Consider the following 13,642-nt stretch of genomic DNA (forward strand, 5'->3'; position numbering starts at 1 on the left):
AGAGCCTAAGCCTTATAAAGGTGCAAGGGAAGGAACCGGGAAGCTGCTATGTTGTTTTTTGCTGTGCTTTAAAAGATTTCAACATGGCTTTTAAAACCAAGCAAAGCGGCATCGCGTAAATTACCCTGCCCATTGGGGCGAAAGAAATATTCCATCAAAGGCTGGAAGATAACGCCGCGATAAACATGGATAGCGTAGTTGACCTCTAAAACCGCTGCATGACGTTGCACACCTGTGGCATGATTAGGGAGACGGTTATATTGTGCATTATCTAGCATCATTGTTTCGGTTGCTTGTACACCGGGAGCAATTTTCTCATAAGTAAAAGAGATGCCAAGCGTATCAAAGGGGCGGGAGCGGATAAGCCCGCGATCGATGACCCCTCCATAGGCCTCCCATTCACGCAGGGCGATGCGTTTATCGTTATAGAGGAAGCCCCAAAGTGCTGTAATACCGCGCTTGCTGTCTTTATAATGGTTCAGGAGATGCTGGTCAGCCATAAACCAAGCTCCATAACCATCGTGGTGGAGATCTGCTCTGCGATGGGTTAAGGCATAAGGTTGACCATTAACATCATAATAATTATCAGGATTAGGGGCCGTCATTAAGACGCCACCAATTTTATAATGGCCGGGATGATTTTTGCCGAAGATGGGCTCCCATCCCATCTCATAAGGCAGGCGGAATCCATTGATATTCCCGCCATTAAACTTAAAGCCCGTACGGTGCTGCTCGTTTTTATAAATCCCATTCTCCCCCGCATAGAGGCCAAGCTCCATATAGAGGAAGCGGGACGGACGGCCGCGTATACGCCCCCCCCATACAGCGGCGGGGTAGCCACTGGTAAAGCTGCTATCTGTTGCTGCTTTAGGACGGCCGCAAATACTACCATTTTGGAAGTTACAAAAGAGCGGGCTGTTCTGGAAGTCTGACATCTCAGACATACGCCCTGCCGCGATGGAGAGACGTCCCCCGAACAGGGTTTCCTCCCCATAGGCCATGACGAGATGGACTACTACGTTACCACCCCCGCCATAATCTTCCGAGGCGTGGTTAAGCCAATCACCGAACATACGGTTTGCCGTTGTTCCGTACCGCCCTACAATAATGCTATGGGTGGAGAAGCCGCGTAAGCCGATGAGCTGCTCCCAGTTGACATTAACAGAGGCCGCATATTGCCCAGCATTACTTGCCCCTTGCTTATAACGGGCAAAATGCTGGGAGTTGGGGTAGGACTTCGTAGGGGGGGTAATAGCCCCGGCAAATTCGTTCGTATTATCAAGGAGGAAGGCGATTCCCCGTTTGCGGAGCCAGTCAGTCATGCCAAACCCGCGCGGGAACAAAGCTTCAGGCCGGGCAAAAGGTGGGACGGAGGTTGTATAGTCAGCACGGGCAGGCAAGGGCGTATCCACGCGGAGCATTGGCTCATTGCCGATAATCTCATCTAAAACCTGTGCCTTGGCAGAAGGGACAGCGAGCCATGCACACCCTACCCATAGAGTAGATAATGCAATATGCTTTATAAGCTTGATATATGAGCGTGAGGGGCGAGAGGGCTTCATGCCATTAAGGCGTAAAGGATACATCGTCATGAAGGCTCCCGGTATTGTAAAGACGCTGTTTAGGCATTGATGACTAACATAAAACGCTCTCTGAAGAGCTAAAGAATTTTAACAGGAAGATCAAAGCTTATCTGTTTGTTATGGCGACATAATTATGAAAATCTAGCCAGCAGAGAGCTGGCAAAATTATGAGTAGTGTGGGAGAAGTGAGCTATGACGACCCATTTGGAAACCCACACGATTCACCCCATCCCCCACACGCACCGTTATGGGCGGGTGGCAGACCTCTTTTCTGTATGGTTTAGCGCGAATATGACGCTGCTAACGGTCGTTACAGGGGCTTTAGGTCCAGCCGTTTTTGGGCTTTCATTTTTATGGTCTGTTTTAGCGTTGCTGTTAGGCAACATGGTGGGGGCTATCTTTATGGCCCTCCACGCAGCCCAAGGCCCTAGGCTTGGCGTTCCTCAAATGGTGCAAAGTCGCGGGCAGTTCGGCATTTACGGGTCAGTGCCGATCATTTTGCTCGTTGTGTTGATGTATATTGGTTTTGCGGCGTCTAACTGCGTGGTTGGGGGGGGAGCCCTAGCACATGTTCTTCCAGTTTTTAGCGGGAGCAAAGGGGTGTGGTTGGTCGCTATCTTAACGCTTGTCCCTTGCGTGATGGGCTATCGTGCGATTCACATATGTTCTCGTTTTGCGAGCTGGGTCTCTATCATTGCGGTTGTATATGCGATTGGCTGCGGGCTTGGTGGTTTCTCGCGTAGTTTGCTGGCGGATACGCATGGCTCCTTAGCGGGCTTTTTTGGGGCTTTTTCAGTCTCAGCATTGTGGCAGATAGCTTACGCGCCTTATGTCTCTGATTCATCACGTTATTTACCGGATGAGGCAAGTTCTGGTCGGCGGGCATTTTGGGCAACCTATGGGGGGACTGTTATCGGGGCTGTTTTGCCTATGGTCTTGGGGAGTTTGCTTTCTTTAAGCTATCCCTCACTTCCTCTTGCTGGGGCTTTGGCCCATGCTGGTGGACGGGTGGGTAATCTTGTATTGTTGGTGTTGGCTTTGGCCATCCCTCTTGCTAATGCGATGAGTGTGTATTGCGGCGCATTATGCAGCCTAACCCTTGTGCAAACCTTCCGCCCTGCTTGGCGTTCTGGTTTAGGGGGACGGTTATTGATGACCTTTCTCTTGCTCGCCATCGCGCTGATAATGAGCCTCGGCATGATGGGGGATTTCCTAAAGGCCTATACGTCCTTTCTGGATATTCTTATGGCTGTTCTCGTACCGTGGACGTCGATTAATCTATGCGATTACTATATATTGCGCGATGGTCAATATGATGTTGCCGCGTTTTTTGCCGCTGATGGCGGGCCTTACGGGCGGTTTAATGGTCTTGCCGTGGCGGTTTATGTATTAGGTGTCTTTGTTGAGCTTCCCTTTATGAAGACAGGCCCTTACACGGGTCCTCTAGTGCCTTTGCTTCATGGCGTGGATATCTCTTGGATTGTTAGTTTGATTGTAACAGGCGGGGCCTATTATAGGTTTGTACGTCACCTTCAGCGCAAGGCCTAAATCTGAGAGGCTAATAAGGACTGATAAGGTACATTTATATTTATGATTAGCCTATCTTGTTAAGGGGGCGATACTTCTTTTATAGAGTGAGAGACGCTGTGAGCGGAGTATCGCTTTATGAGGGGGAGCCGCGTGCTGTGTGGGAGAATATCACGTCCGTGGCTTAGTGTTGTATGGGGGGTCATCCTTCTATCAACCATTATGCGGGTGTCTTGCGCGAAAGCTGCGGATATAACATTTGCTGTTATTGGCCCGCATGAATATGATCTACCGGTTGATTTTAAGCCGTTTAATGTCTTTGTGCAGTATGGGGACGGTAATGCGGCCACCTTCCATTATGATGGCCAAGGGGCGCGTCATTCCGGCCAAGGGGCTCATACATGGTCAGGGATGAGCAAATATGTTCATTTCTGGACGTTTAAATCCATTCCTAAAATTGGCTTTGCTTATGAGGTGATTCAGACAGAGAGTTATCAGCTTGCCAATGGGACTAATTTTGGTGGGTTAGGCCCAACTATTAGCGGCCCTGCCGTGTGGTTTAAGCCGAACGCTCATAGCACCTTCGGGATACAGACCTTTATGCAAACCCCAAGTGCGACACGGGACCGCCTCAACCCTAATTATTGGTCCAATCTTTCAAGCTTTATGTTCGATTATGAATGGAAGCATTTCGGCTTTGATGGTGATTTAGGGGCGGTTGTGGCGTCTACGTTGCATAATAAAGGCCAACATTCCTATCATCCGGGAACGGCCTTCCATAGCAATTTGCGCTTTAGCTGGAAGGCCTCCCCACATTGGGAGCCATTCTTTGGGTTGGATTGGCAGAATAATGCCGGCTTGCGCGATAATACATTACGGCATTATGTAGCCAATACAAGCAGCCGTGAAGTCGCTTTGGGTGTTGGGCTGATGTGGAATATTAATAGCGCGTGGAATATAACAGCCCGTTATTCCCATTCAGTAGAAGGGCGTAATATAGCGGAGACAAATGCTTATTATCTAAAGTTAGCTTATTTATTCCAAGGGGCAATATTCTCTCATTATTAACCTGATAAGGGGCGTAGGTAGGGTTCATGTCGTAATGTTAAGTATATGTGCATGATGCAAAAAGCATGGTGGCGAACAGCCGATATAGCCGGCCCATCCCTTTTGCTTTTTATGGCAATTGCAGGTCTCATAGCGGCGAACTCGCCTTGGCAGGCTAACTACGCATTATTGGCTCACCCTATGGGGGATGTGCACATTACCGGATGGAACGGGCGCACATGGTCCCTCACATTACCTAGCGTTATTGAAGCCATCACGCTTGGCCCGATGACATTATTTTTTCTGCTTATCACTTTAGAGCTTAAAAAGGAGCTTGTTAGCGGGCATTTATCGCAATTACGTCAGTGCTTATTACCATGTGTCTCCGCACTCGGTGGGGTCGTTGTGCCTGCTCTTTTATACAGAGTGATTGCCGCGTCAGAGCCTGCTTTGCAGGCAGGTTGGGCCATCCCGATAGCAACGGATGCCGCTTTTACGGTGCCGATTTTATTGGCATTGGGACGATATGTTTCCGAAGGAGGGCGTGTTTGGCTCATGGCCCTTGCTATTTTTGATGATGTTTTAGGGATTCTGATCATCGCATTATTTTATGGCGGTACGTTAAGGTGCGGGCCCTTAGTCGTTAGTGCGGTATTGGTGGGATGCTTGGTCTATTGGGGGAGGCGTGGGATTCGTGCTCTTTGGCCGTATAGCGTGGCGGGATGTTTGTTGTGGGGATGTTTGTTGGTCTCAGGGGTGCATCCTACCATAGCGGGCGTTGTTGTAGGCTTGTGCCTCCCTGCACGAGTGAAGACGCTTCCCTCGCCTGTAGAGCGTATGGAGCATTACGTCACACCATGGGTGAGATGGGTGATTCTGCCTATATTTGGCTTTGTGATTATGGGGATACCGTTACTGACCCTTCCTCTCCATGCGGTGAATGTACGTTTGGTTTGTGCTGTAGCGGTCGGGTTGGTTATGGGTAAGACAACGGGCATTTTCAGTGCAACATGGCTAGCTGTGCGTTGCCGGTTGAGCCCTCTGCCCCGCCAGACATCATGGTATATGGTGTTTGGTTTATCTATGCTGTGCGGTATTGGCTTCACCGTTAGTCTTTTTATGGCCTCCCTTTCATTTGCTGGGTCTAATTTACTCTTATCCGCAAAGCTTGGTATTCTGAGCGGCTCTCTCATGGCGGCCTTGATGGGCTGGGTATGGCTGCGAGCAGGCGTTACGGTCTCTGAGTAAGAGATTTGTTTTCATATCGTAACGAGATGACTAAAAAATAAACCATGGAGCATAGAGTGCTGCTCGACAGCATGGTCCATTCTTTAGTATGGCAAAGCATATGAGTGATAATGAAGTGGAGAGCATAATGGTGGAGGAAGCAGAGGCCAAACGCGGCTATGCGGCGCGGCGTAATCGCCGGAAGGGGCCTCAGCTATTACCATCAGGCCGTCAGCAACTTCAGCCCCCCGGTGGGCAAAAAAAGGTCTTGCTACATTCTTGCTGTGCGCCGTGTTCTGGCGAAGTGATGGAAGCCATGACGGAATCCGGGATTGATTATACCATCTTCTTTTATAATCCGAATATTCATCCAGAGCGGGAATATCTTTTACGCAAAGATGAGAATATCCGCTTCGCAGATGCCCATAATATTCCGTTTATTGATGCTGATTATGATAAAGATAATTGGTTCGAGCGTGCAAAAGGGATGGAGTGGGAGCCAGAACGAGGCATACGCTGTACGATGTGTTTTGATATGCGCTTTGAGCGTACAGCACTGTACGCGCATGAGCATGGCTTCCCCGTTATGACCAGTTCCCTTGGTATTTCTCGTTGGAAGAATATGACCCAGATTAATGAGTGCGGTGCGCGCGCTGTAGCTCCCTATGAAGGGTTAGAATATTGGGATTTTAATTGGCGTAAAGGCGGCGGCTCTGCTCGGATGATTGAGATTAGCAAGCGCGAGCGTTTTTATAAACAAGAATATTGTGGATGTGCTTATTCTTTGCGGGATACAAATAATTTCCGCCGCTCAAAAGGTCGCCCGGCGATTGTTTTGGGAGAGGAGTTTTATGGTGAGGATGATTAAGGGCCGCATCGTTTACGTTTCATAATCCCGCGCATGTGGTTGAAGGGATGAGCTGGCATGAAGATTGCGATTGTATGTGATTCCTTTAAGGGTAGTCTTTCCACCTTAGAGGTCGCGCGGGAGATTAAAGCAGGATTTTCGCGTATTTTCCCTCATGCTGATTACCTTTGCCTCCCTATGGCAGATGGTGGAGAAGGCACAGTGGAGGCTTTTGCCCAGGGGACGGGTGGGCAGATAATGGCATGCAGCGTGACAGGGCCATTGGGCAAGCCTGTCTCTGCTTTTTGGGGCGTGAGCGGGGATGGGCGCACCGCCGTGATCGAAATGGCCGCCGCGGCGGGCCTCCCTTTATTAAAACCGGATGAGTATGCACCATTACAGACAACAACCTATGGCGTGGGAGAGTTGGTGCGTGCTGCGTTGGATCATGGCTGCCAGCATATCATCATTGGGTTAGGCGGTAGTGCTACAAATGATGGTGGGGCTGGGTTTGCTCAGGCTCTGGGGGTAAGATTGTTAGACGAGCGAGGGCGTGATTTGCCTCCCGGTGGTGCTGCCTTGGCTCATCTCGCACAGATAGATGCTTCTGGCTTGGATGCTCGATTAGCGTATGTCACGCTGGAGGGAGCCTGTGACGTTACAAATCCTCTCACAGGCCCGCAGGGGGCTTCGGCGATATTTGGTCCACAAAAAGGGGCCTCCCCACAGGATGTAGCACAGTTAGAGGCTGCCCTAACACATTATGTAACGCTCTTAGCATCTCAATCTGGACGTAATATCGCTCATATATCTGGGGCGGGGGCAGCAGGTGGCCTTGGTGGTGGGCTGTTGGCTTTTACACACGTAACCTTACGGCCGGGTGTGGAGATTATTGCTGAGCAGCTGCATTTAGCCGAGCATTTTGCAGAGATGGACCTCATCATCACTGGTGAGGGGCGAATGGACGGGCAGACAGTCCATGGGAAGGCCCCTATGGGGGTTGCGCAGATTGCAAAACGCTTTGGCAAGCCGGTGATTGCCATTGTTGGCTCTACTGGGAAGGATGTAGAGCTTGTCCATCAGGTCGGTATTGATGCCGTTTTTGATACGGTCTCGCATCCAGCAGATTTAACAACGGTGTTGGAGGAAGCTCCATCTTCCCTCCGCCGGGTTGCTGAGAATGTAGCCATCATATTGAAGATGGGGCAGATGATGAAGAGATGTTCATAGAACGTCTGAACGCTTCACTCTTGTAAAAGAGCCTGCTAGGTTAACTTTATAGTCAGAAGCTGTGCAGCGCAGCGTATTAGTGGCAAGTGATTTTATGAATCGTTCTCCCCTCCCGCTTGTTATAGCTCGGTTATGGGCGTTATGTGGGCTTATTCTTGTGCTGGTTGTTCCTGCACAGGCAGCTTCCTCCATTGGGGCAGCGGACGCCGATAAAGCCGTTGCCAATACCGCCTCGCCTTTAGTTATTGGTACACCTGAAGGAGATTTTGGGTGGAATAATGTTGCAAGTGCTTTGCGGCTCCAGCTAGAGCAAGACCAAGCAACATTGCGGAGCATTGGGGAGGAGTTGTCTCGTGCAAAAACCCCTCTTAGTGGGAATGCTCTGGATGCTTATAGCGCGCAAGTTAAGGTTGTGCGGCAACATGTTACGGATGGCTTAGCCCAGATTCAATTTTATGAGGGTTCTATCACATCTTTGTTGCAGGTGCTCGGCACCAAGGCTGAAGATGGTGAGGATGCAACGATTACGCGTCAGCGCGGGGCAGCACGGAAGACATCATTAGGCATTGCGTCTTTGCAAGTGCGGATGCGAGTGTGTGATTTGCAGACGCGCCAGTTGGAAGGCCAGCTAGATGGTTTGCGCCGCCGTGTGCAGCAAGGTGCGCTCGTTCGTCATGTGGAAACACCATTAAGTCTAGGTTTTTGGCAAACAATCGGGGCCGAGGGGTACGCCGCCTTTAAAGGTCTTACGCGGGATGAGTTAAATATCGTCCTTGGGGCTTTAGGGGTTATAGGGCTTGTTTCTGTTTTTGCAGAGGCTGTGCGCTGGTTAACAGGTAAAATGCTGAATACCACATTGGCCCGGATGCGGTGGGTTGCTGCTATTCGCACGCAACGCGCCGTAGGGAGTGTGGTGCTCGGTATTTTATGCGCCTTTTTGGCGGAGCTTCTTTGGCAAGGGTGGGGGTTCATTGCGTTTAGTGAGGATGGGATGCCTCTTTTATCGGGGCAGTATTTAACACGATCTTTACCGGTGTTTGGGTTTGTGATGGGAGCTGGCGTTTCGTTAAAACGCTCACTCCGCGGGAAGATTTGCCCTCTTTGCAGCTTATTATTAGGCACAGGGGTTCTCTTTTGTGGGGCGTTACGAACAGCCGAGCTGAATAAAAGCCTTGGGCCGGGGTTGGATGCCATATTGGGCGGCGTTTTGGCTCTTTCATCAGCGATTTTTCTTTATGTGCCTTGCCGTGTGGAGAAAAATCGTCAGCAACATGCCGGTGAGGATATAAGTGAGCTAGGTGGGGGAATGGCTCAGGATATTGGTGCAATGTTAATCCAATATTTGCCGCTTCATGGTGTTTCAGCATTGTTACTATTAGTAACGGGCCTAGCTGTATTAAGTGGTTATATTCCTTTTGCCTTTTTGTTGAATGACTGGGTGCTGACCCTGCTTTATGCTGCTGGTATTGTTATGTTGCTCATGCAGGCATGGCGGGATTGTGCGCAATTTGTGTTTTCGGCTCAAAGTCATTTAGGGCGTATTTGGAATGAGCTTGGCCTAAGCGCACGCCGTCTTGCACAGGTGGAGGTTATCAGCACGGCCCTTGTTGGTCTGGGGTTGGTGATGGTTTTTGTAGCCTTATTGCAGGGGAGAAATGGGGCCTCTTTTGGTGGTGCATGGGACGGTTTGCAACAGATTTTTGCGGGAGACATCTTTTTTGGGATTTCTTTTTCACCACGGATGTTGGTAAATGCCGCCCTGCTGATAATAGGCGTATTTTATGGCATTAAGTTTCTCCAACAATGGTTAAATAATCGCCTGTTTCCCGTAACGTCATTAGATAATGGTGCGCGGACATCTATTCTAAGCATCATGACATATACATTATGGATTGTGGCAGGGTTGAAGTTGTTATCCATGATGGGGATTTCTGTTCAGAATCTAACATGGGTGGTGAGTGCGTTATCGGTCGGTGTGGGTTTTGGCCTACAATCCATCGTGAAGGACTTTATCTCTGGGTTGATTTTGCTAGCTGAGCGGCCTGCACAAGCGGGCGATAAAATTAGCATTAGTGGGACTACAGGTGTTATTCAGCGTGTGAATGTTCGGGCAACGGATATCCGCCTGAGCGATGGGACCACAGTGATTATGCCGAACTCTCAATTTATTACCTCCAACGTGCAAAATTGGAGTGCTGGGCAAAACCCTGTGAAGGTGAAGCTCGTTGTTGCTGTGCCGTCTAATGTTAGTCTGGATAAAATACAGGAGATTTTCATGCAGGTGGCTAATGAGCAACCGAACATTCTGCGTGACCCTGCCCCGCAAACGTTGCTTGATCCTAGTGCAGGGGAGACAATCGGAGCTACACTGTCTGTTTATATAGCTCGCGGTACGAGTAGTGACGCGGTAACGACAGCGGTGATGGGGGCTTTGATGAACCGCTTTAACAGTGAGGGTATTTCTCTTATTCTGCCTTCGTAAAAGCTTATAAAAGCCGGAGCCTTATAAAAGGGCCCCGGCTTTATAGAGCCGTTCTAGGCTTATTTGCCGTCAACAGAGCGTGCAATTTCGGAAACGAGCTTTGTTAGGTAAGCTCGGTCGATTTGTGTGTTAGGTCCCTCAATCCGTACAACATCTTGTACAAGAGCAAAGATGAGGTCTTCGCGTGTCATGTTACGAACGGGGTTTACATCGTTTTGTGCCATAACGGTTTGTTCCTTCCATATAAACTGGCGATGATAGCAACCACACAGCACTGTTGGCTGCCCTGGGAGCATTTAGCAGGTTTTATAACGCTAGGTCACGCTTTGTTAAGAAGAAAAGTAAAGCTCTGGTAAAGAAATAGTGGGATGGTATAATGGAGCACACGGTTAAGGACAGGGTATGATAACGCGGTTAAAGTCTTTTTTTACGCAGCCAGAGGCCAACTTCCAAGGTCAGCAAGCAGAGGGGCAGCTGAAGCCCGTTTTGACGGCCCTTGCGGTGGGGACGTTGCTGTTGGCGGCTTTATGGGTGCTCAAGCCTTTCTTACTGCCCATATTAGGGGCCATTACTATCTCGGTGACGTTCTGGCCTTTTGTGCTAAAATTGCACAAGCTGTTATTTGGTAGTCGTGTTGCCGCTGTATTTTGCACAGCCTTAGCCGCCTTGATTGTCTTTTTTATGCCCGTTGCGCTAATCGCTCTCATTTTTGCGCAACATGTTAAGGATGTTTCGCACTTAATTTCTATATTACCGTCATGGCAGTTACCAGCGGTTCCCGCGTGGGTGGGCCATATCCCGCATCTGGGAAGTCATATTGTACCTCTGTGGGACCATCTGCGTGAAAATAGTCTGCCAAGTTTGCTGAAGCAGATTATCCCTCCTCCTGAGACGCTGATAAGCATGGTCCTTTCTTCGGCGGGAAGTTTTGGGTCTCTTTTGGTGGAGTTTGGCCTGACATTGATCGCTATGGTGATTATCCTCCTCCATGCAGAAAAGTTGATTGATGTGCTAGAGCGTATCAGCGTGCGCTTGGCAGGAGAGGCGGGTCGTCATTTTCTAAAACGTGCAGAAATCACAATGCGTGGTGTTGCGTTAGGGGTAACCTTAACCGCCATTGTGGAATCTCTTTTTGGTTGGCTTGGCCTTATGCTGGCTGGTATGCCGATGGGTAGCGTTATTGCGGCGGTGATGTTTATATCATGCGTCTTACAATTTGGTGGTGCGTGGGTATTATTTGCTAGTACGATTTGGCTTTATTTTACAGCTCCTTTGTCTCACGCGCTGATTTTATTGGTCTTTGCGTTGATTGCCGTAGCGAATGACAATTTTTTACAAGCTTTGGTCATTCGTCGTTATGTGAGGATTTCGGTCATCACTATTATGTTTGGGGCCTTTGGTGGTATTGCTACATTAGGCTTTGCTGGTGTCTTTGTTGGTCCGACCCTGCTTTATCTTGTTGAATTTATGCTTCAGGAGTGGGTGGGTCTTTCACCGAAAGATGAGGCAGAAAAGACATCCTCTTTGTAAGGATAAAGCCTGCACTCGCCCAGAGGCTTATGGTCGCTAGGGCGAGGGCTAGCGTTAGACTGCATGTTGCTGTGTTTTGCATGGCCGTGTGGCGTAGCGTTACGATGGTAAGGGCTGTGGTCAGGAAGCTAGCTGATAAGATGAGTATAAGAACGCGGTAGATATAGCGTGGGAAAGTAGCACAACTTAGAATACTTAGAGCAAAACAAGTATAATAAAATAGTGTGATATGCTGATAAAGCCGCATCATAGATGTTTGGGCTATAGAGGGTAAGCTGGCCATTTTTGTAATATTCCCAAGGGGGATGAGGTGAGTGGTCAGGGGGCTAAGGGCGATAACCCCACATAAGCCAAGTAAACACCCCATGAGGCTTCCCTCTGTTATGCGGTCAAGCCATAATGTCATTGATGATTCAAGTCGGCTGCTTTTTTTCTTTATGGTTTTGCGATGTGTATTAAGCCATAGCTGATTGGCCGTATGGAAGAACCCCACACCGCAGAGAGCTAATATAATATAGAGCCATCGAACAAACTCGCCCCCGAAACTTCCAAAATGTAAAGCAAGGCACCATGTGAGCAAACGTCGTGCAAGGCTTTGGTGGGAGGATAAGTTCGTCTCCTCCAAAACGCTCCCCGTATAAGGGTTCAGTGTGATGGAGGCACGATCCCGACCAATCATTGGGTTGTAAGTATCTATACCCTGTACAAATAAGGAAGGATAAGTTTGTAGAGGCTTAGATGAGAGAGGGTTAGGGCTATAGAGCGGGGCATGGAGCATGACACGTGCAGCTAATGTATCGGCGGTGATAGGGGAGAGAATATAGTCTAAGCGGTAAGGTTGAAAGTGAGGGGCAAGAGTATGGAGCTGCGTTAGAACGCTCTCCGGTGAGATGAGGGAGTGGGTATTTTGTTTTGATTCCGAAACGATATGAGTGTCAGAGATACTGCAAAAGAGTGGGAAGAAGGCAAAGAGGGCCGTTGTCAAAGCGATGATGAGGTGAAATGGCATGGAGCAAAGGCCGAGTAAGCTATGTAAGTCCAGCCAACGCCGTCTTGCGCGCCCGTGTAAGCGTACGGTCATAAGGTTACGCCACATGCCGGGTAGTAGTAAAATGACGCCTGATAGCAGTGCCAGCCCATAAAAGAGGCATATAATCCCTATAATGGGCATCGCCCAAGGCTCTGGTAGCGGGAGCCCCATGCGGCGATGTAACCCACCAATAAAGCTAGGGGCTGGTGTAGGGGCAAGATAATAAAGGGAGGAAGTGTGAGGGGAGGTTTGATGTATAAGAATCTGAGCAGCTGGTAAAGCTAAGGGGAGTTCTGGTGCAAGGGGGAGGCTTAGCTGCGCTGTGGTAGGGCTGGTTAATGTGATGCGATATTGTAAGGGGGTGTGCACCCCTAATGTATCTAATGTCGTCTTATCAAGAGGTAAGAGAGATGTTTCAAGAGGTGAGGGAGGAGGTAGGCGGGCTATGCTCCATTGCTGTAATGGGGCTGCAAATAATGTAAGAGCTCCAGCAAGGAACCCCATTGCTAAGAGGCTGCCTGTGGTAATGCCAATCCATCCATGGAGTGTTTGATAACGGCGCGCGATACGATGGATATTACGCCCTACCCCAGTGCCAATGAGGGCTGTAAGGCCCATAAGGGCGATAAAGCAGCTGCTGAGGAGAAATAGGGAGCTACCAGTGACACCATAATGATGAGGGATGTTCAACCATGTTGCTATAGGGATGCTCCCTCCTATGATGAAGGTGCAACATGCTATCCCGATGGTGATACGCCGCCATAAAGGAGTGTTAGGCGTCGTCATGAGGAGAGCGATGAGCGATAGGTGTCAAGAATAGCCCAGCAAATGGGGAGTAGGCATAAGAGGGCCATAGTCAGGCCACCGAGGCAGAAGAATGCACCAATCGGGCCGAAAATATAGGCCCAAAGGTTCCATGCAAGCAGGGCCGTTACGCCCAGCAAACCCTTGGCTAACGTGGGGTTGAGGTAAGATATTTGAGGCGTCTGACCGGGGAGTTGAAGCCATAATAGAATAGCGGAGAAACTGCCGAGACCTAAGCCACCTGCAAAGAGGCTGAAAGTCGTATCAATGAATGGCACTCTCTTTCTCCCCGTATTATGTCTTTGTTATGCAAGACCATGGTTATTTGTGAGGGG

General features: G+C 49.4%; 11 protein-coding genes. 7 read left to right on the plus strand and 4 right to left on the minus strand.

What is annotated here, in order from left to right:
• Positions 1-68: 68 nt before the first annotated feature.
• Positions 69-1,592, minus strand: a complete 1,524-nt coding sequence (locus GM556_RS01035; protein ID WP_230873228.1) for a carbohydrate porin — start codon at positions 1,590-1,592, stop codon at positions 69-71.
• A gap of 183 nt (positions 1,593-1,775) precedes the next feature.
• Here GM556_RS01035 and GM556_RS01040 point away from each other — a divergent pair, with 183 nt between their 5' ends.
• The 6 genes from GM556_RS01040 to GM556_RS01065 all read left to right on the plus strand — a co-directional run bounded on the left by GM556_RS01040 (position 1,776) and on the right by GM556_RS01065 (position 9,943).
• The gene (locus tag GM556_RS01040) at positions 1,776-3,131 is read left to right on the plus strand and encodes a cytosine permease (RefSeq protein ID WP_155578987.1); all 1,356 of its coding nucleotides are present in this window, start codon (positions 1,776-1,778) and stop codon (positions 3,129-3,131) included.
• A 201-nt stretch (positions 3,132-3,332) separates the two neighbouring features.
• Positions 3,333-4,178 carry a transporter gene (locus GM556_RS01045; protein WP_230873229.1) on the plus strand — a complete coding sequence of 282 codons (846 nt, stop codon included), beginning with the start codon at positions 3,333-3,335 and terminating at the stop codon, positions 4,176-4,178.
• A gap of 51 nt (positions 4,179-4,229) precedes the next feature.
• On the plus strand, positions 4,230-5,405 hold the full coding sequence (gene nhaA / locus GM556_RS01050; protein ID WP_230873230.1) for a Na+/H+ antiporter NhaA: 1,176 nt from the start codon (positions 4,230-4,232) through the stop codon (positions 5,403-5,405).
• Between the two features lie 100 nt (positions 5,406-5,505).
• Complete coding sequence (locus GM556_RS01055) at positions 5,506-6,252, plus strand: epoxyqueuosine reductase QueH (RefSeq protein ID WP_230873231.1); 747 nt, start codon at positions 5,506-5,508, stop codon at positions 6,250-6,252.
• A 57-nt stretch (positions 6,253-6,309) separates the two neighbouring features.
• Positions 6,310-7,461: a glycerate kinase gene (locus GM556_RS01060; protein WP_155578989.1), complete on the plus strand. Its 1,152-nt coding sequence runs from the start codon at positions 6,310-6,312 to the stop codon at positions 7,459-7,461.
• Positions 7,462-7,555: 94 nt separating this feature from the next.
• Complete coding sequence (locus tag GM556_RS01065) at positions 7,556-9,943, plus strand: mechanosensitive ion channel family protein (RefSeq protein WP_155572715.1); 2,388 nt, start codon at positions 7,556-7,558, stop codon at positions 9,941-9,943.
• Positions 9,944-10,002: 59 nt separating this feature from the next.
• On the opposite strand, the gene GM556_RS01070 is transcribed toward GM556_RS01065, so the two are convergent.
• The gene (locus GM556_RS01070) at positions 10,003-10,167 is read right to left on the minus strand and encodes a hypothetical protein (RefSeq protein WP_155572716.1); all 165 of its coding nucleotides are present in this window, start codon (positions 10,165-10,167) and stop codon (positions 10,003-10,005) included.
• Between the two features lie 178 nt (positions 10,168-10,345).
• Between GM556_RS01070 and GM556_RS01075 the strand changes: the two genes are divergently transcribed.
• Complete coding sequence (locus GM556_RS01075; protein ID WP_155578990.1) at positions 10,346-11,473, plus strand: AI-2E family transporter; 1,128 nt, start codon at positions 10,346-10,348, stop codon at positions 11,471-11,473.
• On the opposite strand, the gene GM556_RS01080 is transcribed toward GM556_RS01075, so the two are convergent.
• Positions 11,409-13,289 carry a PepSY domain-containing protein gene (locus tag GM556_RS01080; RefSeq protein ID WP_155578991.1) on the minus strand — a complete coding sequence of 627 codons (1,881 nt, stop codon included), beginning with the start codon at positions 13,287-13,289 and terminating at the stop codon, positions 11,409-11,411. The two genes, GM556_RS01075 and GM556_RS01080, sit on opposite strands and share 65 nt — an antisense overlap.
• The gene (locus tag GM556_RS01085) at positions 13,286-13,585 is read right to left on the minus strand and encodes a hypothetical protein (protein WP_155578992.1); all 300 of its coding nucleotides are present in this window, start codon (positions 13,583-13,585) and stop codon (positions 13,286-13,288) included. Before GM556_RS01085 ends, GM556_RS01080 begins: the two co-directional genes overlap by 4 nt.
• Positions 13,586-13,642: the final 57 nt, after the last annotated feature.

The organism is Bombella sp. ESL0378, from assembly GCF_009725845.1.
In the GTDB taxonomy this organism is placed as follows: domain Bacteria; phylum Pseudomonadota; class Alphaproteobacteria; order Acetobacterales; family Acetobacteraceae; genus Bombella; species Bombella pollinis.

Excerpts from the sequence above, each read along its gene's own strand:
- GM556_RS01045 (WP_230873229.1), top strand. The coding sequence starts at position 3,333 with ATGCGGGTGTCTTGCGCGAAAGCTGCGGATATAACATTTGCTGTTATT.
- nhaA (WP_230873230.1), top strand. The coding sequence starts at position 4,230 with ATGATGCAAAAAGCATGGTGGCGAACAGCCGATATAGCCGGCCCATCC.
- GM556_RS01060 (WP_155578989.1), top strand. The coding sequence starts at position 6,310 with ATGAAGATTGCGATTGTATGTGATTCCTTTAAGGGTAGTCTTTCCACC.
- GM556_RS01035 (WP_230873228.1), bottom strand. The coding sequence starts at position 1,592 with ATGACGATGTATCCTTTACGCCTTAATGGCATGAAGCCCTCTCGCCCC.
- GM556_RS01040 (WP_155578987.1), top strand. The coding sequence starts at position 1,776 with ATGACGACCCATTTGGAAACCCACACGATTCACCCCATCCCCCACACG.
- GM556_RS01055 (WP_230873231.1), top strand. The coding sequence starts at position 5,506 with ATGAGTGATAATGAAGTGGAGAGCATAATGGTGGAGGAAGCAGAGGCC.
- GM556_RS01080 (WP_155578991.1), bottom strand. The coding sequence starts at position 13,289 with ATGACGACGCCTAACACTCCTTTATGGCGGCGTATCACCATCGGGATA.
- GM556_RS01070 (WP_155572716.1), bottom strand. The coding sequence starts at position 10,167 with ATGGCACAAAACGATGTAAACCCCGTTCGTAACATGACACGCGAAGAC.
- GM556_RS01065 (WP_155572715.1), top strand. The coding sequence starts at position 7,556 with ATGAATCGTTCTCCCCTCCCGCTTGTTATAGCTCGGTTATGGGCGTTA.
- GM556_RS01075 (WP_155578990.1), top strand. The coding sequence starts at position 10,346 with ATGATAACGCGGTTAAAGTCTTTTTTTACGCAGCCAGAGGCCAACTTC.